Raw genomic sequence first — 21,569 nt, 5'->3', positions numbered from 1 at the left:
GAGCAGGGGAGCAGGGGAGCAAAGGAGAGTTATTGTACAAGTTCTTTCCCCTCTGCCCCTCTGCCCCTCTGCATTTCTGCATTTCAAGCTTGTGAGAAATGCGGGTTAAGCCCTCCTTGCTTGGATGGCGATCGCAGCGTCAACACCTTGAAGGTAGGAGTAATTTACAATTAGACTAAAGTCTAGATCAATTCTATGTAGATATAACTATAAAATGTTGATAAAAGATGCGTAGATACCAGAGATAAGGGGTTTGCTAAATTAATGTAGGAAGTGAGAGATGAGCGATCGCACTTTTCGGCGGCACAACGCAGGTACATCAAATTTTACCAATCCATCCCTTGTCTCACCAACTACTCCCACATTGGCAAATCCAACACGCGGTTTTGCACCAACAAATAATCCTCCACTCACAACAGTCACAGAGGTAGCAGGCGAACTTCAAGAAGCCCAGTCTGCTGATGAGCAATCATTAGAACCAGAAGCCATCAAAGAAAAACCTCTTGTTCACGACATGAGTCGCATATCTTTGCGTCGTCTACAACCGCAAGCATACCAGTCTGAGCATTCCAGCGACTGGGCTACTAACCAAATCTGGATGGCTAGACCTGAGCCAAATATAAATTTCGGTGGGATGGATTCACAAGATATAATGCAGCGAAAGTGTTCAGCTTGCGAGCAAGAAGAAGTACAAACTAAGTCCGCTAATGATGGTAGCGTCCAGGCTGAGGCTAATATTGAAAGTCAATTGAATAGTAGTAAAGGTGGGGGAAGTCCGTTATCTGCTGAAGTCCAAGACTTTATGGAACCCCGCTTCGGTAGTAATTTTGACAATGTGCGAGTACATACTGACTCCAATGCTGTGCAAATGAGTCGGTCATTAGGAGCGCAGGCGTTTACTCATGGTAGTGATGTTTACTTTGGTCTAGGAAAATCACCAGGTAATAATGAGTTGACTGCCCACGAATTAACCCATGTGGTGCAGCAAACAGGCGCAGTGCAGAAAAAAAGCGATTTTTCCCCAGCGCCAACTCATATTCAACGCGCACCGGATGCAATGCCCCCCAAAAAAGGCACGACTAAAATTGACAAAAAGGATGCCAAAATTACTGCCTCTGGGAAAAACATTACCGAAGCAATTACCAACTTAACATCACAAGGAAAGGGCGAAGCGGGCAGTGTTACTTGTGCCCCCGAAAAAGATGTCAAAAATTACCAAGCTGATGAGAAATCTGAAGAAATTGTCTACGAGGCAAATGTTTTAGTAACAGAAACTAAGGCAATGCCCGTCTGGACTGAACTTGACCAACAGTGCGAACCAGTTAAAAAAGAATGGGCAAGGTTTTACAGTGCTTTAGATACCCACGAAAACGGACACATTAGTATTGATGAGAAAGCTTTTAAAGATTTACACAAAAAGTTGCTTGGTAAAAAGCCCTTAGAAGCCGACAAGATTTTTAACGATACTTATACACAAGCGAATACTGATAATAATACTTATGACACTACAACCAAGCATGGACTGACTCAAGGCACAGGAGTAACGCCAGTACAGTGCGGCCCAGAGAAAGTTACTCAAAATGCAGATGAATCAAATGCAGAAGTAGAAGTTCAAACTAAACAGGTAGAAGCGAAAACGCTACAACGCCAACCTGCTAATGATTTTCTATCTAATAAAACAACTCTGCAAACAAAACTTAGCCCGACTCTCTCAGTTACTTCGCAGCCCCATTCGACCATACAAGCACAACCGCAGACTAACAAAGTGCAGATGAAATGTAGTGCTTGTGATGCAGAAAATAGCATACAGCCTAAAGCCATTGCCCAAAATATCACTCCCCACAAAGACAACAAATCGATTCAAAAACTAGGTTGGGATGATATTAAGGATGCAGCCGGTGCAGGTGTCAACTGGGTTGGAGATAAAGCTAGTGCAGGCGCTCAATGGGTTGGAGATAAAGCTAGTGCAGGCGCTCAATGGGTTGGAGATAAAGCCAGTGCAGGCGCTCAATGGGTTGGGGATAAAGCTAGTGATGTGGCTTCTATGGGTAAAGAAGCCTTTGCTGCCTTAGTTGCGAAAGTTGCCCCAGGTTTAGCTGATTTGATTCGCCAAGGGCCGATGGGGTTACTGGGTGAAAAAATCAAAGACGGCATCAAAAGCTGGGTTTCTAGCATCACTGGAAACATCGATATTGCTAGTGTAATTGCCCAATTACAGGGTAGCTTTACAGGAGTCTTTGAAGGGATTCAGGGTGCTGTCAAAGGCGATCCAGCTTCTTGTAGTAATTTTGCCAATAGTTTAAAGGCGTTGCAAGATTTGGGACACGCCTTTATGGAAAATCCTGCCGTTAAGCAAATACAGGCAGTGTTTTCTCAAGTTAAAGGCGTTTTCCAAAAAGTTACTGATTTAGTAATCGCCCCAGCTTTTGATGCCTTGATGAGTGTTGCAGGCGGTGTATTTGATGTTGTTAAGGGGCTGGCAACCACAATCTGGGAATGGGGCGCTCCCGTTCGCAATACTCTAGGTGCTGCCTGGGATTGGGTGAAAGAACAACTCGGCATTGGTGGTGATGGCGAAGGTGGGGTACTGGGATGGCTGAAGACTAAAGCTTCCCAGGTGTGGACAGAAATTAAAGGCCCACTCGCGCCAGTGCTTGGCCCTTTGAAGACTGTAGGCAGTGTATTACTGGCTTTTTCACCAGTGGGTTCAATCTACCTCATCGTCAAATATGTTCCCCAGTTAGTTAAAGCAGTGGAGTGGTTATGGGCGCATAAAGACGATAAAGATATTGTCAAAAACGCTCATAAGGAAATGGGCGGTACAATTTTGCCGGAACTACTGAGTACTGTAGAAGGATTTAGCCAAACCATGCAATCTACAGTTAGCAGTTTGGTAAATCAGGCAGTTCAACTAAGTGAAGCAGTTTTAGAATTGTTAGGCTCAATTAGCGGCGTGCCGTTACTGAGCATGGCACAAAGCTTAGTACAGACAGTATCAAATGGTGTAAAAGAATTCATCACTTGGTGTCAAGAAGGATTCCAATCAGCCGCTAAGTCAGTCCAAGAATTCGCCAGCAAAATTGTCACGAAGATTAAACCATATATTGGCGTGCTAACTTCATTGGGGTTGGCTATTGTCAATCCGCCCATGATTCCTGTAATCTTAGCAGGTTGGGCTTGGCAAGCCTTAGATGACTGCTACAAAGCCCCAATTATTAATTTCCTCCTAGATATTGTCATTGGTGCGCTTCAAGCTGCACCCACGTTAACTATGCTTGGGCCATTGTGGCCGATAGTAAAAACAGCAGTCATCGGCTTTCTTGAAGGAGTACGAAACCAAGACGATCGGAAGAAAATTGCGATCGCAAATCGGCTAGCTCAGATTATCAGTGGTGGTAGTCCAGGTTTCTTGATGGGATTTGTCAAAGGACTGCTTAAGGGAATTTGGGAGGGTGCAACCGATCCATTTAAGCTGATTTATTTAGCCATTGAAGGACTTGGAAGCTTAGTTAGCTGGTTTGAGAATGCAGCTAGCGATGCCTTAGCGCCTACCCCGGCGATGGCAGGAGCAACAGCCCAGGGCGCAACCCCAGAACAGAATGCACAACTACCCAATAACGAAAAAGCAGAGATGGGTAAGCGAGTGCAGCAAATGGCTGGAGACATACAACCATCTGTGACTAAAGTGACGACAGGCTTTATGCCTGCGGTACAAGAGTTCTTTAGTGGCGGTGAGGGATTGACCTTTGCCGATCTGATGCACAAGCTAGGCGCAGCTTGGGGTGGTGTTCAAAACGCAATTCAAGGCGCAGCTAGTCAAATTGCTCAAAAAGTCTTTGACTTCATGCTCAAAGAAGGAGCAGAAGATGAGATTGGTGAAGGGGCGGGTTGGTTAACCGGAACGATCGCTTTCCAAGTGATTCTCGATTTCGTAACTGCTGGAACTTGGACACCTGTAAGCGCTGTTGGCAAAGCTTTGCAAGGATTTGCTAAGTTCCTCAACTTCCCAAACAAAGTCATGGAAGAAGCCTTTGTTCTATTGAAGAAGTTGGGTGTCTTAGTTCTAGATGGCATTAAGGGTATTGGTCAATTATTTGAGCGTGCAGGCGGTGCAATTAAAGAAGTCCTTGGTTCTTTGGGCGAGATTGGTCAAAAACTGATTACCTTTGCCGAGGAACTGTTAGGGCGTACTAGAGGAGCAGCTGGTGAAGCCGTAGAAAAAGGCGTTGGCAAAGCCACAGCCGAAACTGTCGAGCAGGGTGCAGAGAAAGTAGCAGTAGAAAGTGCAGAAAAAGCAACGGCAGAAACTGTTGAGACAGGCACAGAAAAGGCTGCTCAAGAAGCCGCCGAGAAAGATGCAAATAAAGCGGCTCAAGAAACTGCCGAAAAAGATGCTGGCAATACAGCAGAGGAAGCTGCCGAAAAGGATGCTAAAAAAGCAGCAGAATTACCAGCAGCGATCGCTGAGGCAAAATCAATTACAGAAGCAAATGATATTGTTAATACACCAGCACTAGTTCTAATTGGCATTCTGACTGCAACTGTCAAACCTCAATACTCATGGGTCAAAGGCTTTGAAGCACACATAAAAGAACCAGGTCATTACTCGATTCACATGATTGCTAGCGATCATGAAATCGATCCCAATTATACAACTATAAAAGGTACTGAAGCTGTAGCTCACGAAGCAACCCAGGCGAAACGCTTTGGGCAATTGGAAGGTGGCGGTGAATTTGAATTTATCGGTAACTCTAGTGAAGGTATTGAAGGTTACTTTACACCTAAAGGTTCAAGCGATCGCATACCTGTTTCATTCAAGAATATGCCTGAAGTTAAAAGTGTTAAAGGTGCATTCCGTGAAATGAGACAAAATGTTCCTCATGTGGTAAATTCTGGGGCTAAGGATGCGGTACTATTCACAAGCTTGCCTGAATATACGACAAACGATGTGCTAACGTTCCTTGCGAGTAGTAAACCTAATGTCTTGCCACAGCCTGGTGTATTCAAAAAAATTATGATTGACTGTAAAGATGGAGTTGTTGTTATAGATGCAGCCGGAATAGCTACTAAGCTATAAATATAGCCAAAATAGCTACTAATGGAGGTATGAATATGAGTATTGATTTAAAAATATTTTCAACAATTCCAGATATTGCGGACTGGGGAGATATTAAAAAAAGGCTATATGTACTAATTAGTTCTGAAGAAAAGGAGTTTTTAGGCGAAGATCCATCTCTTTTTGAATTAGCTTCTAAGGGAAAGGTGGCAGATGATGAACAATTCTCTTTGGGTAATCACTATTATCTTTCGCTAGCGATACCAAATACATTAGGACTTTCAGTTATATCGAAGGCTGAAGACATTGACGAAGAAAATCTAGAGTTAGATTATCTTGAAGACTATGGAGAAAATCTAGAGCCAAAGGAAGTTCAAATACTTTTAGAGCGTTGGCGAATAGCTCGCTACTTCTATATTATTACCAGTTTTGGAGGTCGGAGCCGTCCTGAACCAAGGTTGTTTATCGCTTTGGCAACTGCTGTTGCATATAGTTGTTCTGGTTATATAATTGTGACAAACAACGATCTATTCGATTTAGGCGTTGGTATATATACGCCTGAAGAATTTCAATATACTAAACCAAAGTTTTAAATTTTTAGTTTTTTTTCTCTTAAAGGCGAATTTAATGACAATGGAAATAAAGACTAACCATTATCAATTAAATCAAGAGCTAATACTACGCGATCGCTCCATTTCCCCCTTGCCCATCCACGCTCAAACTCTAACTGTCACAAAACTGGAAGACGAGGTGATTGAATGTCGTCTTACCTTTCAAAGCAATTCAGAATTTCACCAACGCATTGAAACTGAAGCCTTATTCAACCTCAAACCAGAAATTTCTATTCCACTTTCCAGTGAAGATTTTTTACCTGAAGTAGATATCCAAATTGAGATTAGTTTACAGCCAGATTTTCTCCCAAATTTTAAAGAACATCTTGCCAATTTAGACGATATATCTATTAATTTACTCCAGTTAAACCAAGAACAACCCGATCATCTCCTATTTTCTACAGAAAATTGGCTGTTATTATCAGCTATGCAACTGCAAGCATCTAAACAAGTTGGCTATCGTACCTTGTGGGATTACCTCAGCCCAGCTACTCTTGCCCAAGCTGCAACATCTGGTAAATCCGATCCCATTTCTGATGCGCTGGGAACCTTCTTCAAAGAATGGACGCAGAATAACTTGTCTACTGTGACTGAAAAAGCCACTGCTGAACTCTTTGATGGAATTGCTCATTTTTTCAAAGGCTTCGCTGATTTCAATCTGGATGAATTAAAGAAAATCTTTAATGATATCGATCGGCAAGTTGCACAATATGAAAAACCCCCTGCCATTGATAGAACAATTCTTGAAGAAATACTCAAATTCTTTACTGAAGATGACTGGAATTTTACTAAATTGCAAGGAGAATCTATCTTACAACTTCCATTCCAAGGCATAAATGGCAGATGGAACTGTTATGCCAAAGCTAGAGAAGAAAATAAACAATTTGTCTTTTACTCCCTTTGCCCCATCACTGCACCGGAAAATAGGAAACAAGCTGTTGCTGAATTCCTCACTCGTGCCAATTACGGCTTGATGATTGGTAACTTTGAAATCGACTTTAGCGATGGCGAGATTCGCTACAAAACTAGTATTGATATTGTAGGCGATCGCCTCAGTTTTGCTTTGATCAAAAATCTAGTTTACACTAACGTCACGATGATGGATGAATACCTACCAGGGATTACATTTGTAATTGATGGCGATGCTTCACCGAAAGAAGCAATTACTAAAATAGAAACCACGATATAGGAATCCGGTTTTATTACAAATATTACTTATTCTCTTGAAAGGATTTTAATCATTTCTTCTGTTTAGCTTATTCTTATCTTAATCTTTTAATGAAAATATCTTTAGTGCTAGCTAAGTTCTCTCATAACTACTATCAACAGATTTAAATTCTAAATCTTGTTCTTCCACATTCATTACTCACTAATATCAAGTCCGGGTAATTAGTTATGATTCCCACACTCATTGCACTCCACACGCCAGTTGCTCATAGGGTAAACCCCCAGACACTCGCAGATTGGCTAACGCTATGACATTCCACGATCGTTTCTCAAGCTTTCGACAACTCTGAGAAAATGCGTTTTTTGGAAATGTATTCTCGGTGTAAATGACGAAATCGGACTTAACGGACTTGCCCAAACTGTAAAGGACTTATGCAAACAATAGCCGAAGCCTTGATTTTGAGGTAGAGATAATTCATGTAGACGCAAAGCGGCTTCCCGCAGGGTATTGCCCCTACTGCGTGTAGTTTTGTAATTCTGAAATTTCCCCGTAATTCCGGTTTTTAGCATGAGAACATGATTTATTTTTCCTACAAGTAATGAAATGAGAGAACTTGAATACCTTGTGGTGCAGTTAAATCCAAATACCCAAATAACATTCTAAATTATGGCGATTGAATTAGTCGGCTTTGCTTCTTTACCTGCTGATACCTTTAGTGATGGGCCACCTTCTGGTGCAGATGTTTCAGCTAATGGCAGAACCGGGCCTTTCCCAGGACAGCCAATTCAAGGCTTTAGTGGTGTACAGTTTGCTAACAGCAACTCTTTGTACTTCCTGTCAGATAATGGCTACGGGAGTAAAGATAATAGTGCAGATTTTCTACTGAGAATCAATCGCCTAGACCCAAATTTTAAAGGAACAGAAAATGGGGATGGCAGTGTTAAAGTTTTAGATTACATTCAACTATCTGACCCTAACAACAAAGTTCCTTTCCAAATTGTGAATGAGGGAACTACTGGAAGATTGCTAACTGGTGCAGACTTTGATGTAGAGTCATTTGTCTTTGACAAAGACGGGACAATCTGGGTGGGAGACGAGTTTGGCCCTTATCTGCTACATTTTGATGCCACTGGGAAATTATTAGAAGCTCCCATTGCTACACCTGACCAATTTAAAACTTTAAATGGAGAAGCACCTAAAGTTATTGGTCACAGAGGCGCAAGTGGTTATCGTCCAGAACATACCTTAGAGTCTTATAAGCAAGCAATTGAGCGAGGCGCTGACTTTATTGAGCCTGACTTAGTAGTGACAAAAGATGGTGTGCTAATTGCTCGCCACGAGCCAGCTTTAGCAGTTTTGAATGCTGATGGTACTGTCAATTTTAACAATACAACCACAGATGTTTACAAACATCCAGAGTTTGCCGATCGCAAAAAAACAGTAAGTTTAGATGGAAACACAATTACAGGTTGGTTTGCTGAAGACTTTACCTTAGCTGAAATCAAGACTTTACGGGCAGAAGAACGTCTACCTTTCCGGGATCACTCCTTTGACGATCGATTTGAAATTCCTACCTTCACAGAAATCCTCGATTTAGTTAAGCAAGTAGAAACCGATACAGGTAAAAAGATTGGTATCTACCCTGAAACCAAGCATCCGACTTATCTTGCCGATGAAGCTACTTATGTAGGTACGACGGACAAAATAAACAGAAATATCAGTCAGCTATTAATCGATACGCTCAAAGCAAATAACTTCACTGACCCCAGTCGGATCTTCATCCAGTCCTTTGAAGTGAGTAATCTCAAAGAACTGCATGATACCATCATGCCTGCGGCAGGGGTGGATATCCCACTAATCCAACTTCTAGATGCCAGTGACATTGATATCAACGGCAAGATTATCGAGAGTCAGCCTTACGATCTGAAAGTCAGTGGTGACACTCGCACTTATGGCGACTTGCGAACTCCAGAAGGCTTGGCTGAAGTTGCCACTTATGCTGATGGCATTGGCCCTTGGAAGCGGATGATTGTTAGCGTCAAAGGTACTGATGCCAATGGTGATGGCAAAGCCGATGATGTGAATGGAGATGGAGCAGTCAATGATGCTGACAAGACAACATTACCTCCCACTACCTTAATTCAAGATGCTCATAACGCTGGTTTACAGGTTCACCCCTATACCTTCCGGGCGGAAGACCAATATTTAGCAGCAGATTACAAAGGGAAGCTAGAGCTAGAAATTCAGCAGTTTTATCAATTAGGTGTAGACGCGCTCTTCTCAGATTTCCCAGATATTGCGGATCGAGTGCGGGATAAACTCAGAGACGATCCTCAGTATAATGTGGTGCGATCGCCACAAAACCCCGATGTTCTTTCAGGTGATGCTTTTGCTAACTTGGGTAGTTCTAAAGGTTTTGAAGGTGGAGCAATTAATGCCAGCAAAACCAAACTCTATTTGTTGCTAGAAGGTACGGTTCAGGGCGATACCCCTGGTGCTTTGCGGATCAACGAATTTGATTTAGCCAGCCACAAGTACACCGACAATAAACTCAACTACAGATTGGATAATCCGTCAAATTCCATCGGGGATTTAGCTGTCATTAATGATAATGAGTACCTAGTCATTGAACGGGATAACAATCAAGGGGCTGCGGCTAAATTTAAGAGAATCTACAAAATAGACCTGTCGAAAACAGATTCTAATGGCTATGTAGCGAAAGAAGAAGTTGCAGACTTGTTAAATATCCAAGACCCCAAAGACCTGAATGGAGATGGCAAAACCACCTTTGACTTCCCATTTCAAACCATTGAAAATGTTTTAGTTGTTGACAAAAACACCATTTTGGTAGCTAATGACAACAATTATCCTTTCTCAACAGGTCGTCCTGGGAACGATCCTCAACATCCAGTCATAGACAACAATGAAATCCTTCTACTTAAGTTGGATAAGCCTCTTAACCTTGCTCCTGGTTTAGGTCAACCTCAAGCTGAAGAAATTAACTTTGGTTCCACTACCAGCGATGATATTACAGTTGAGCCAAATCAAACCTTATTCACAGGTGACGGAGCAGATTTTGTTGAGGGTACTAAAGGTAACACAATTATAACCGGGAAGGGTGATGACACCGCGATCGTCGGTAGTGAATCCTCAGTGTCCACAGGAGATGGTGATGATAATATCTTTGTTGGTCAAAATGGTGTTGCTAGCGATACAAGTGTCGATGGTGGCAATGGTGATGACCAAGTTACTGTCGTTGAAGGCAATGGTAGTAATAATTTGTTCGGAGGCGCAGGTGCTGATACTCTGACAGTAGTTGAAGGTTCGCATCAATTATCTTTCGGTGGCTCAGGTAACGATACCCTCAAGAGTAACGGCAGCAATAACCGTCTGTATGGTGGTTCTGGGGATGATAAACTCTTCTCCAATGTGAATGATTCGCTGTCTGGTGGCGATGGTGATGATGTGCTAGTTGCTGGTCAAGGGGGTGGCGATCGCCTCAGTGGCGGTGCTGGTGCTGACCAATTCTGGATTGCTAATGCGAGTCTACCAACTAGCAAAAATATTGTGACTGATTTTGCGATCGGCACTGATAAAATCGGGCTTGGTGGTATTGGTGTGACTCAATTTAGTGCTTTAACACTATTGCAAAAGGGTAGTGACACCTTGGTGAAAATCGGAAATATAGAGTTGGCTTCATTGTTGGGAATTACATCAACTAGCCTCACAGCAAATGATTTCGTTTTCTCTGCTAGTGTGGTTTAACTCAAAAATGATTACAGCTTAAATTCAGGATTCAAATATTTAGATCCCCAATTTCTAAATTGGGGATATTTTTGTGTGTAAAGATTTTTCTGCTTTTTATCCAAAATCTTAACTTGCTTATAACTTTCCTTAAACATTGAACAACTATCTTTTGAGGCAGTAAGCAAAGTTACATTCATTTAATTGTCTGCACCAATTTATGTGGACACTAAGCATTTTGTTGCCAAATACTACTCAGGTTTTTGTAACCAAGAATCTTTCGCTTGGGTTGAGTGTAGTTAATCGCTCAGTCTACAGACACACAATTGCTGCAATTAATTGTAGCTAATAATATTTAAGGAGTAATCGGCATGGCTGATACAAATGGCAACGGTAGAAATGTCATTATTTTTGTTGCAGATGGATTGCGTAACGGTTCTGTAAACCCCATTGATACCCCAACTTTATATAGCATCCGTCAGCAGGGGGTTACTTTCGCCAATAGTCATTCACTGTTTCCAACATTTACTACACCCAATGCTTCTGCGATCGCCACTGGGCATTACCTAGGTGATACAGGTGACTTTAGCAATACCATCTACACTGGTTTTCCTAGCCCTAATGCTAACGGTAGTGTCACGCCATTTATCGAAAATGATTCTGTTCTGGGGGATATCGATGAAAAGTTTCCCGGTAACAACTTTCTAGATGAAGAGTCACTCCTAGCTTATGCGCGATCGCAGGGTTTCAACACAGCAGCAGTTGGTAAATTAGGGCCCGTTGCCATCCAAGATGTCACACAAGTTAACCGAGAAGGTAATACAATCGTGACTGGCAAAGGTGATGACACGGTGATAGTCGGTAGTGACTCCTCAGTGTCCACAGGAGATGGCAACGATCGAGTCTTGATTGGTGCAGATAGTCCTGCTAGCAACACTAGTGCCGATGGTGGCAATGGTAATGACGAAGTTACTGTAGTGGAAGCCAATGGTAGTAATAATTTATTTGGGGCAGCAGGTAATGATACTTTGACAGTAGTTGAAGGTACTCGTCAATTATCCTTTGGTGGCTCAGGTAACGACACCCTCACCAGTAACGGTAGCAATAACCGTCTCTATGGTGGTTCTGGGGATGATAAACTCTTCGCTGGTGTCAATGATTCGCTGTTTGGTGGCGATGGTGATGATGTGCTATTTGCTAGTCAAGGAGGTGGCGATCGCCTCAGTGGTGGTGCTGGTGCTGACCAATTCTGGATTGCTAACGCCAGTCTGCCCATTAGCAAGAATATCGTGACTGATTTTGCGATCGGCACTGATAAAATCGGGCTTGGTGGTATTGGTGTGACTCAATTTAGTGCTTTAACACTGTTGCAACAAGGTAGTGATACTCTGGTGAAAACTGGAAATACAGAGTTGGCTTCATTAGTTGGAATTACATCAACTAGCCTAACAGCAAATGATTTTGTTTTCTCTGCTAGTGTAGTTTAGCCCAAAGATGATTACAGCTTAAATTCAATATTCTAAATTAGTTAATCAGCTGTAGCAAGCTAATGCGAGGGAATGATATTCCCTCGTTTTTTATATCTAAATACGGTTCAGTTAAGCCTTTCTTTCTTTCTTCTCTCTACGAGACGCTACGCGAATGCGGTTCGTTAAAAAATGACTTTGGTAAAAAGTTTTAGCCTTAACTGAACTGTATTGTTTTATATCTTTCACCATCACTCGCACAGAAGATACTTAGACTAATCGCAACATAAATGTCACCAATGGCGGTAAAGATGATAGCTACTCCGTGGTACTTGCTAGCCAGCCAACTACTAATGCAAAAGATTACCGTTAAAGATGTGTAGATGCGATCGCTAATCAAGCTTTTGCATAAATCCTAGATTGGTTGTCCGTAGTATATTTACTGAGGTCTTAGTAAAATTTAGACAATAAACTAGATAATGCATTCCTCACCTTGCGAATAAAGAATATTACCTTTAATAAACCATTAATCTCAAGAGAAACAGGTGTGAGGCAACCAGATATCATACTTCAAAACAATTAATTATGAGTGCATCATTTACAAGTGCAACTAAATTCCTAGCTGGGACAAATCCCAAGTCCGTTACTGTAGCAGATATTGACGGTGACGGTAAAAAGGACTTGGTGATTGCTAACTCTGGTGATGACAATATCTCCGTGCTATTGAACGATGGCAGTGGCGGCTTTGGCACACCCACCAACTACACAGTCGGGGTGAGTCCTAGTTTTGTTGCTGTAGCCGACTTTGACGGTGACAGCAAACTAGACTTTGTGGTAACAAACTCCAGTGATAACAATATCTCGGTGCTACTGAACGATGGTAGTGGCGGCTTTGGCACACCCACCAATTTTACGGTTGGAACAAATCCTAATGCCATTGCCGTGGCAGATTTTGACGGTGACGGTAAAAAGGACTTGGTTGTTGCTAACTCTGATGACAACAATATATCGTTACTGCTGAACGATGGCAGTGGCGGCTTTGGCACACCCACCAATTTTACGGTTGGGACAAATCCTAATGCCATTGCCGTGGCAGATATTGACGGTGACGGTAAAAAGGATTTGGTTGTTGCTAACTCTAATGACAACAATATATCGTTACTGCTGAACGATGGCAGTGGCGGCTTTGGCACACCCACCAACTTTACAGTCGGGACAAATCCTCACGCCATTGCCGTAGCAGATTTTAATGGTGACGGTAAACTGGATTTGGTAGTAGCTAATTCCGATGACAACAATGTATCGGTGCTACTGAACGATGGTAGTGGTGGCTTTGGCACACCCACCAATTTTACGGTTGGGACAAATCCTAATGCCATTGCTGTGGCAGATATTGACGGTGACGGTAAAAAGGATTTGGTTGTTGCTAACTCCGGTTCTGCCAATGTTTCAGTGCTAGTAAACGATGGCAATGGCGGCTTTGGCACTGCTACCAACTTCACGGTCGGTTTAAATCCTGAGTCTGTTGCGCTGGAAGACTTGAATGGTGACAGCAAGCTGGATTTGGTAATAGCTAACTCTGATGACAACAATATCTCAGTACTATTTGCCAATTCCGATCCCACAGACTTGGAATTGACTGCTGTAACTGAGAATGTAGAAGCAGGAAGTGAAATTGCTACTTTCACCACCACTGACCCAGACCAAAACGATAAACACACTTATAGTTTTGTGGCAGGTGCTGGCGATACTGACAATAATGCATTCATCATTGATGGAGACAAGTTAAAAATTAAATCTGACGCGACTAAATCTAGTTATAAAGTTCGCGTCCGCACCACTGACCTGGCGGGACTTTCTTTTGATAAAGAGTTGGATGTTAAGATTGATGGTTTTGGGTCTACTACAAATACCCAGATAACAACAATTTTCCAACTAGTCAATATTACTCAAAATATCTTTATCGTCGATAGTAAAGTTAAGGGTAAAAAAGGAAAGCTCTCTCTGAAGATTAAAAACAACAATGCTAAAGAGGTGAATGAACTGTGTGTATTTGCCGTTGACGATGATGAAGGTAAAATTAACGGCATAGCCCCTGGTGCAGAGGGTTATACCAAAGTGGCTCTAGAGCGTTCTAAGGTGATATTCTCCTCCATTGCTAAACTGCCCAAGGGTTTTAAGAACGAAGACCTGAAAAATATCTTAGAATTCGAGTCTGGTACAAAACTCAGATTCTATCTGGTATCCAACAGTACTACTCAGGCTGTGCTGTCTGGAAAAACTTCCTTATCAAGTGTCGTTTTTTCCTCCGCTACAAATAACAGCACACAAGAAGAAGGGTTTTCTCTCAACTTCCAGGATTTCGTTGTGACGGTTCAGGCAACAGGAGAAGAGGCATCTTTAGGTACTGGTTTGCAAGGCAAATCTCAAGGTGAACTGATTGATTTACGAAGTGTGACACAATCAGTAACAGCTGAGTTTGCAGTCAACAGAGAAGCGTCTTACAACAACTTTGTCGGCTTCTATCAAGTGGCTGATGAAAATGGTGGTATTGATACTAATGGTGATGGCAAAGCAGATATTCTTGTTGGACAGGCTGGTTACGCCGAAGCTGCTGTGCGTGGGCGCGTTGCAGGTGTTGACTTGGCGGTGGACAACCAAGGTACTGCAAATTACACTGGCACCTTCGGGCCGAATTCTTTGTTTGCACCATTTATTATTGTGGATGGTAAACCCGATGCTATTCTCAAGGGCGATGGCAATAAGAAGGTTTACTTCTCATTCTTGGGTGCTAACTCAGATAAGGTAGACCACATTCGATTGTTGGGAAATAACACCTTTGGTTTTGAGGATCTACCAAATGGTGGTGACAAAGATTACAACGATGTGATTGTGCAAGTAAAATTGAGTGTCAGTGCTACTGTCTAATATTAAACGCAAGTAATTACTTAGCAAAATCAAACAACCTCATCCCGGTTGCGGGGTGGGGTTATTTGATGTGTGGCGATTAAATATACTACCGATTAATTAAACTAGTAAATTTACTGAAGGCAGTTATTGTCTTTACTTCATAAATTTAATAGTTGATTCATCTAGGATCATAAAAAATCTTCCCCTTTACTTTTCCAGTTAATTTTTATGAAATTAAGCTACTAAAAAAGTGATGGATAATTCTTTTATAAATCGGGTATAGCGCTGTTTATCAATGAAAACTCACTGTCTTTCACCATGAGTGATATTGTCAATCCCTATATTCAAGAATTTGTCAAAAATAATTCAGAAATTTAAAGTTTTTTTATTACATAATTCTGAATTAGGGTATTTACTTAGGAAAGCATCTGTGATACTTTCAAGTTGATTATCATAAATTAAAATATGCAACGCTAAATTTAACAACCGCGTTTATGTGTATTAGTTTGACAATGAGTATCCATCTTGCATACTTGTAATGCTAAATATTGATTTTAAGTTTGTATAAATTATGTGCCGTTAACCAAGTGATAACTTGTCCTCGATCCATTTACACTATGCTTTATTTTGAAAAACGCATAACAATCCTAACCATGTGATAGAAAGACCAGTCTGTAATTAGACAAACTCGCCTCTGTGATTTTACATATTTAAGTACCTGGATTCCACAGAAGTCTTGCCACTGCTGGCATAAAATCAAACATTGCCACTGTTAGTAAAAGAGATACTCCCTAATATTTTTGACTTAATTCCTAACTTTTACCTTCGACTGGTTTTATATGACTTATATTAAGAACACTTTTCTCGAATTTATCACCACCTTAGAAGGGTTCGATCGCTTACCCGATGGAGCGATCGCTAATCTATCAGACCAACTGCAAGCATTTCGCTATCGCATCGGTCAGAAAATCATCGGTAAAGAAAGTCTCCCGGAACGCATCACGATCATTTATGAGGGACAAGTGCGCCTCTTGGGATACGATCCCCAGACGCAAATGCCAATCACCCTAAAATTGCTACAACCGGGAGAAATTGTCGGCGAAGTTGGTTTGTTGCGCGATGTCGCCTGTGAGACTGCGATCGCCTCCACCGAAGTAGTATGTTTAACCTTGAGTGCATCGGCATATTTTAGTTTTCTCGCTTCATACCCAGCTTTTGCCGAAGCCCGCAAGAACCGCAGTTATTTGATTGAAGTTTTCGATATTCTTTGTTCCTACTGGCAAAAGCAAGCGATCGCTACCTTAAATCTCAGAGAACTCACAGAAAACGCCTTACCACAGGCGAAAATTCATTACCTCCCACCAGGAAAAACTGCATTCAACCAACTGGATAGCGAAAGCGTCTGGTTTGTAAGTGGCGGTAGTACAGTAGCGAATTTATCACCTGGCGATCGCCTAGAATCAGACGATGACAGAGACAAGATTCAGGTTATAGGTCAAAACCCCGCCCGGTTGGTTGGTATACATCCGTCAAATTTGATCTTAGAAGATAGTCATGAAATAGTACTTGCGGTAAGTGATACCCAATTAGATAGCCAAGATGAAGATGAATTAGATATCCCTTACGCATCAGACGAAATAGTTCCCCAGACAGCCCCCGATACCTCAAAGAGTTCGTCAAAACAAAAATACCCGTTTTTTAGTGGTAAGGGAGAATTAAATACAGCCTTCGCCTGCTTCCAAATGATCGCGAAGCATTTAGAAATGCCATTTCGTCGAGAAGTAGTTCGCCGCATTTTAACCGAGCAAGTCAAACGTCAGGGGACTATATCGTTTCAAGTTACTGCTTACCTAGCAGAATTAATCGGACTTAAGGCGCAGTTGATAGAAATACCAGTTGCCTCAGTGACGCGCATTCCGACACCAGCATTGATTCGCTATGGTGATAATTTTGCAGTTTTATATGCAGCCGATGCAAATACTGTGGTTGTGGGTGTCCCATCCAAAGGAATTGTCCGCTGTAAACCTGCTCAATTGGTTGAACAATTAGATGTCGATCCAACCAACTTTCCACCCCAAGCTAGAGTATTACTGCTCACTGCTACCAACCAAACACCCCAAGAACGCTTTAGTTTACGGTGGTTTCTGCCCTATTTGTCAAAGCACCGTCGAGTGTTAATAGAGGTCTTTATTGCCTCCTTCTTCGTGCAGTTGGCAGCATTGGCAAATCCTCTGGTAGTTCAGTTAATTATCGACAAAGTTATCACTCAAAATAGTATTGGCACTTTACATATTTTGGGGGTTTTACTATTAGTAGTCGGGCTATTTGAAGCAGTACTGACAACCTTACGAACCTACTTATTTGTCGATACCACTAACCGCATCGATATGGGTTTAGGGTCGCAAATTATTGACCACTTATTACGTTTACCACTGCGCTACTTTGAACGCCGACCGGTGGGTGAACTTTCAACTCGCATCAACGAATTAGAAAATATTCGCCAATTCTTGACGGGTACTGCCTTAACAGTGGGGTTGGATGCTCTGTTCTCGGTAGTTTATATCGGTGTAATGCTGATTTACAGTTGGCAACTCACCTTAGTCGGCTTAAGCACAATTCCCATATTTATTGTAATCACCTTAATTGCTTCTCCCACCATTAGCAGACAGTTACGTGCCAAAGCCGAACGCAACGCCGAAACTCAATCTTATTTAGTGGAGGTGATGTCAGGAATTCAAACCGTAAAAGCGCAAAATATTGAATTGCGATCGCGCTTTTCTTGGCAAGAGCGTTACGCTCGGTTTGTCGCTGCTGGTTTTAAAACGGTTGTAACTTCCACCCTCGCTAACTCCACCAGCAACTTTCTCAACAAACTTAGCAGTTTACTAGTTTTGTGGGTAGGAGCTTATTTGGTACTGAAACAAGAATTAACTTTAGGCGAACTAATTGCCTTTAGGATTATATCTGGTTACGTCACCAGCCCAATATTACGTTTAGCTCAACTTTGGCAAAGCTTCCAAGAAACAGCCCTGTCTCTGGAACGTTTAAGCGATATTGTCGATACGCCACAAGAAGGAGAAACAGACCGCTACAATATCCCCTTACCGACGATTAAGGGAGCAGTAAAATACGAAAATGTTTCCTTCCGATTTGGGACGAGTGGGCCTCTGCAACTTTCCAACGTCAACCTCGAATTTGAGCCAGGTAAATTTATCGGCATCGTCGGCCAAAGTGGATCTGGTAAAAGTACGATGATGAAATTGCTGCTGAGACTTTATGAAACCGAGTCCGGCAGAATTTTGATTGATGGGTATGATATTGCCAAAGTGGAACTTTATTCACTGCGACGACAAATTGGTGTAGTTCCCCAAGAAACGTTGTTGTTTGACGGTAGCGTTCAGGAAAATATTGCTCTGACGAATCCCGATGCGACAACCGAAGAAATTATCGAAGCGGCTCAGGTTGCGTGCGCCCACGAATTTATCATGAACTTGCCCAACGGTTACAACACACGAGTGGGAGAACGGGGTTCTGCACTTTCAGGTGGACAAAGACAAAGAATTGCGATCGCTCGCTCTGTTTTACAACGACCAAAATTATTAGTTTTAGATGAAGCCACTAGTGCCCTAGATTATCCCACAGAACGGCAAATATGTCTCAATTTAGCCAAAGCATTTAAGGGGGATACAGTATTTTTTATTACCCACCGATTAAACACCGTGAGTAATGCAGACATGATTGTTGTGATGGATAATAGCAGGGTTATAGAACAAGGTAGCCATCAAGAATTAATGGCTACGAAAGGTCATTATTTTTACCTATATCAGCAACAAGATGTGAACTTATAATTAGTCATTGCTGGGGGCATAGCATCAAAGGATTTTCAGTTTGACCAATATTCCATAGATGTAGCAATAATAGTAGGTGGGTATATTAAAATCAAGCTTTTCGGCATCGGTAAACATTGCACATTCTACAAAAAATCCAAAATCCAAAATCATTATGACTCAACTTAATGGGAATCACCTCAACGGCAATCAGAAAAACGGTAATCAGAAAAATGGAGTCAAGCAAGATTCACCGGTACTTACAAAACAACAGAAAGCTGCTCAAGAGTCTTTAATTAACTCAAGTAGTCAGGAATTTGAGCAATCAATTGTCTTGCGCCAATCTCCAGTTTGGTCGCGGACAATCATGATTACTCTGATGGGGCTAGCCTGTTTTGGAGTTACTTGGGCTTATTTTGCCAAAATTGAGCAAGTAGTGCCAGCAACAGGGCAATTAAAACCGGAAGGGACAGTTAAAGAAGTGCAGGCTCCTGTTAGTGGAGTAGTAAAAACGGTTAATATTAAAGATGGACAAGCAGTAAAGACAGGAGATTTGTTGCTGACTTTTGATTCTATCGCTTCAGTTGCTGAATTAAATTCTTTGAATAAAATTCGCGTTGCATTAATTAAAGAAAACCAGATTTATCGCCGATTGATGAGTGCAAGTACTGCCACAGGAACAGAACTGTTATATTTGCGCGGGAATTTACCACAAGAAACTACTTTCCTGCTGAAAAGTCGGGCAGCGATAGTAGCAGAAAATGACTTATTACGGACTCAATTAAGAAATTCTGGCAAAGATTCTACGCTAGGAATTGATGAGCAACAACGTCTACAAGTTGCCAAAAAAGAATTAGATTCTCGGTCTGCTGCGGCGCAATTGGAAGTAGAAAAAACCAGGAAACAACTTAGTCAAAATCAATTTAAGCTGGAAGATAGTAAATCAAGTTTAGCTATTCAAGAGGGGATTTTAGCGAAACTGAAGATATTATCAGAAGAAGGTGGTATTTCTCAACTTCAGTATCTCAATCAGCAACAAGAAGTACAAAACCGCACGGCGGAAGTAGCACAACTAGGTGAAGAACAAAAACGTCTCCAGTTTGATATAGAAAAAGGACAACAAGAGTTAAGCAATACAGTGGCTGTTTCTGATAAAAACGTTTTGGATAAGATAGCTGATAACAAACAGCGTATTGCCGCAATTGATAGCCAATTCATGAAAGTTATCCTAGATAATGAACAGCGTTTGGCAGATGTCAACAGTAAAATATCTCAATCACAGTTAAACGTTAAATATCAAGAACTCCGTGCGCCTGTAGCCGGAACAGTTTTCGATTTACAAGCAAAAAACCCTGGATTTGTAGCCACTCCGACGACAAAACTACTGCAAATTGTCCCGAATGAAAAGTACATAGCTGAAGTTTTTATCACCAACAAAGATATCGGTTTTGTCCGAAAAGGAATGAAGGTCGATATAAGAATTGACTCCTTTCCTTACAGCGAATTTGGCGATATCAAAGGGGAAGTTATGGGAATAGGTTCAGACGCATTACCGCCAGACCAAACACATCAGTTTTATAGGTTTCCGGCAAAACTGCATTTGGATAAACAATCCTTAGTAATTAAGGGTAAAAATGTGAATTTGCAATCAGGTATGTCAATCAGCGCCAATATAAAAGTACGCGAAGAACGAACTGTACTTAGTTTATTCACTGAGTTGTTTACCAAGCAAATTGATAGTCTTAAAGAAGTACGTTGAAGAAGGAGGCAGGAGGCAGTAGGAATACTGCCTCTCTCTTGTGAATCTGTAAAAGTAATGACTATGATGGGCTGTTTGGTGATGTAAATTTATTGTTCGATCGCTATCTGTAGAAGCATCTTCGTCTATCTTTTAGAAAGCGATCGCTAAATCCCAACCTAGTACACCACGGCGTAAATAAAGCTACCATTTCAAATCAACGAAAGGCTTACGCTGTATTCATTTTGAATTTTGAATTTTGAATTTTGAATTCCGCCTTGCGGTACTAGTCGCCCAATATTTGCTCTAGGCTAATGCCGCTACCTTCTCTAGCAAGCCCTGAAACAACCTCAAGCCATCACTATTCCCTAGCATTGGGTCAGATGCCCTTTCTGGGTGCGGCATCATCCCCAACACATTGCCCTGACGATTGCAAATCCCGGCAATGTTGTTCAATGAACCGTTGGGATTTTCTCCTTCATAACGAAACACGACTTGCCCGTTAGCTTCAATTTCAGCGAGAGTGGCTTCATCAGCGTAGAATCGACCCTCTCCGTGGGCAATGGGTAAAGTGATAACTTCATTAGTGGTATAAGCTTGCGTCCACGAGAGATTGGTACGCTCAACTTTCAAGGGGACGCGATCGCAAATAAAATGCAAATCCCGATTTCTGGTTAATACCCCTGGCAAAAGTCCAGCTTCAGTTAATACCTGAAAACCGTTGCAAATACCAATGACAAACTTACCCTTTTGAGCATGTTCCACAACCTGCTGCATCACGGGTGAAAAACGTGCGATCGCACCGCAGCGCAGATAATCCCCGTAACTAAAGCCACCAGGGACGATGAGGATATCTAAATCAGCAATGTCTGTCTCTTGATGCCAAACCATGCGAGTTGGTTGTAAGAGCAAATCTCTAGTTACATAAGCAACATCGCGATCGCACGTTTTTCACCCGTGATGCAGCAGGTTGTGGAACATGCTCAAAAGGGTAAGTTTGTCATTGGTATTTGCAACGGTTTTCAGGTATTAACTGAAGCTGGACTTTT

At 41.8% G+C, this 21,569-nt stretch carries 8 protein-coding genes and 2 pseudogenes; 8 read left to right on the top strand and 2 right to left on the bottom strand.

Going from position 1 to position 21,569, the window contains the following annotated elements; genetic code table 11:
• The first annotated feature begins 280 nt into the window (after positions 1-280).
• Genes CDG79_RS31200 through CDG79_RS31190 form a run of 3 tightly spaced genes read left to right on the top strand, consistent with a single transcriptional unit; the run spans position 281 to position 6,856 of the window.
• Positions 281-5,077 (top strand): eCIS core domain-containing protein, encoded by a 4,797-nt coding sequence (locus CDG79_RS31200; RefSeq protein ID WP_094345584.1) that lies wholly within the window; start codon positions 281-283, stop codon positions 5,075-5,077.
• Positions 5,078-5,112: 35 nt separating this feature from the next.
• Positions 5,113-5,649 (top strand): hypothetical protein, encoded by a 537-nt coding sequence (locus CDG79_RS31195; RefSeq protein ID WP_094345583.1) that lies wholly within the window; start codon positions 5,113-5,115, stop codon positions 5,647-5,649.
• Between the two features lie 34 nt (positions 5,650-5,683).
• Positions 5,684-6,856, top strand: coding sequence for a YbjN domain-containing protein (locus CDG79_RS31190; protein ID WP_223278439.1), 1,173 nt, complete (start codon positions 5,684-5,686; stop codon positions 6,854-6,856).
• A 284-nt stretch (positions 6,857-7,140) separates the two neighbouring features.
• Here CDG79_RS31190 and CDG79_RS41535 read toward each other — a convergent pair whose 3' ends face one another.
• Positions 7,141-7,404 (bottom strand): hypothetical protein, encoded by a 264-nt coding sequence (locus CDG79_RS41535; protein ID WP_143855627.1) that lies wholly within the window; start codon positions 7,402-7,404, stop codon positions 7,141-7,143.
• Between the two features lie 97 nt (positions 7,405-7,501).
• On the opposite strand from CDG79_RS41535, the gene CDG79_RS31185 reads away from it, so the two are divergent.
• The 5 genes and pseudogenes from CDG79_RS31185 (at position 7,502) to CDG79_RS31165 (ending at position 20,541) form a co-directional block, all read left to right on the top strand.
• Positions 7,502-10,600 (top strand): esterase-like activity of phytase family protein, encoded by a 3,099-nt coding sequence (locus CDG79_RS31185; protein ID WP_189525203.1) that lies wholly within the window; start codon positions 7,502-7,504, stop codon positions 10,598-10,600.
• A 377-nt stretch (positions 10,601-10,977) separates the two neighbouring features.
• Positions 10,978-12,066, top strand: a pseudogene (locus tag CDG79_RS45655) (alkaline phosphatase family protein); the annotation flags it as partial.
• A gap of 564 nt (positions 12,067-12,630) precedes the next feature.
• On the top strand, positions 12,631-14,973 hold the full coding sequence (locus CDG79_RS42940; RefSeq protein ID WP_189525202.1) for an FG-GAP-like repeat-containing protein: 2,343 nt from the start codon (positions 12,631-12,633) through the stop codon (positions 14,971-14,973).
• A gap of 821 nt (positions 14,974-15,794) precedes the next feature.
• Positions 15,795-18,803 carry a peptidase domain-containing ABC transporter gene (locus CDG79_RS31170; RefSeq protein WP_094345579.1) on the top strand — a complete coding sequence of 1,003 codons (3,009 nt, stop codon included), beginning with the start codon at positions 15,795-15,797 and terminating at the stop codon, positions 18,801-18,803.
• A gap of 154 nt (positions 18,804-18,957) precedes the next feature.
• Positions 18,958-20,541 (top strand): HlyD family efflux transporter periplasmic adaptor subunit, encoded by a 1,584-nt coding sequence (locus CDG79_RS31165; RefSeq protein ID WP_094345578.1) that lies wholly within the window; start codon positions 18,958-18,960, stop codon positions 20,539-20,541.
• A gap of 285 nt (positions 20,542-20,826) precedes the next feature.
• Here CDG79_RS31165 and purQ read toward each other — a convergent pair.
• A pseudogene (gene purQ / locus CDG79_RS31160) lies at positions 20,827-21,465 on the bottom strand (phosphoribosylformylglycinamidine synthase subunit PurQ); the annotation flags it as partial.
• Positions 21,466-21,569: the final 104 nt, after the last annotated feature.

The organism is Nostoc sp. 'Peltigera membranacea cyanobiont' 232 (genome assembly GCF_002245985.1).
GTDB lineage: Bacteria > Cyanobacteriota > Cyanobacteriia > Cyanobacteriales > Nostocaceae > Nostoc.
The sequence above is the reverse complement of the archived record's forward strand: the minus strand, read 5'-3'. Positions and strand labels throughout refer to the sequence as shown.

Coding starts and splice junctions, on each gene's coding strand:
- CDG79_RS31200 (WP_094345584.1), top strand. CDS start 281: ATGAGCGATCGCACTTTTCGGCGGCACAACGCAGGTACATCAAATTTT.
- CDG79_RS31195 (WP_094345583.1), top strand. CDS start 5,113: ATGAGTATTGATTTAAAAATATTTTCAACAATTCCAGATATTGCGGAC.
- CDG79_RS31190 (WP_223278439.1), top strand. CDS start 5,684: ATGACAATGGAAATAAAGACTAACCATTATCAATTAAATCAAGAGCTA.
- CDG79_RS41535 (WP_143855627.1), bottom strand. CDS start 7,404: ATGCTAAAAACCGGAATTACGGGGAAATTTCAGAATTACAAAACTACA.
- CDG79_RS31185 (WP_189525203.1), top strand. CDS start 7,502: ATGGCGATTGAATTAGTCGGCTTTGCTTCTTTACCTGCTGATACCTTT.
- CDG79_RS42940 (WP_189525202.1), top strand. CDS start 12,631: ATGAGTGCATCATTTACAAGTGCAACTAAATTCCTAGCTGGGACAAAT.
- CDG79_RS31170 (WP_094345579.1), top strand. CDS start 15,795: ATGACTTATATTAAGAACACTTTTCTCGAATTTATCACCACCTTAGAA.
- CDG79_RS31165 (WP_094345578.1), top strand. CDS start 18,958: ATGACTCAACTTAATGGGAATCACCTCAACGGCAATCAGAAAAACGGT.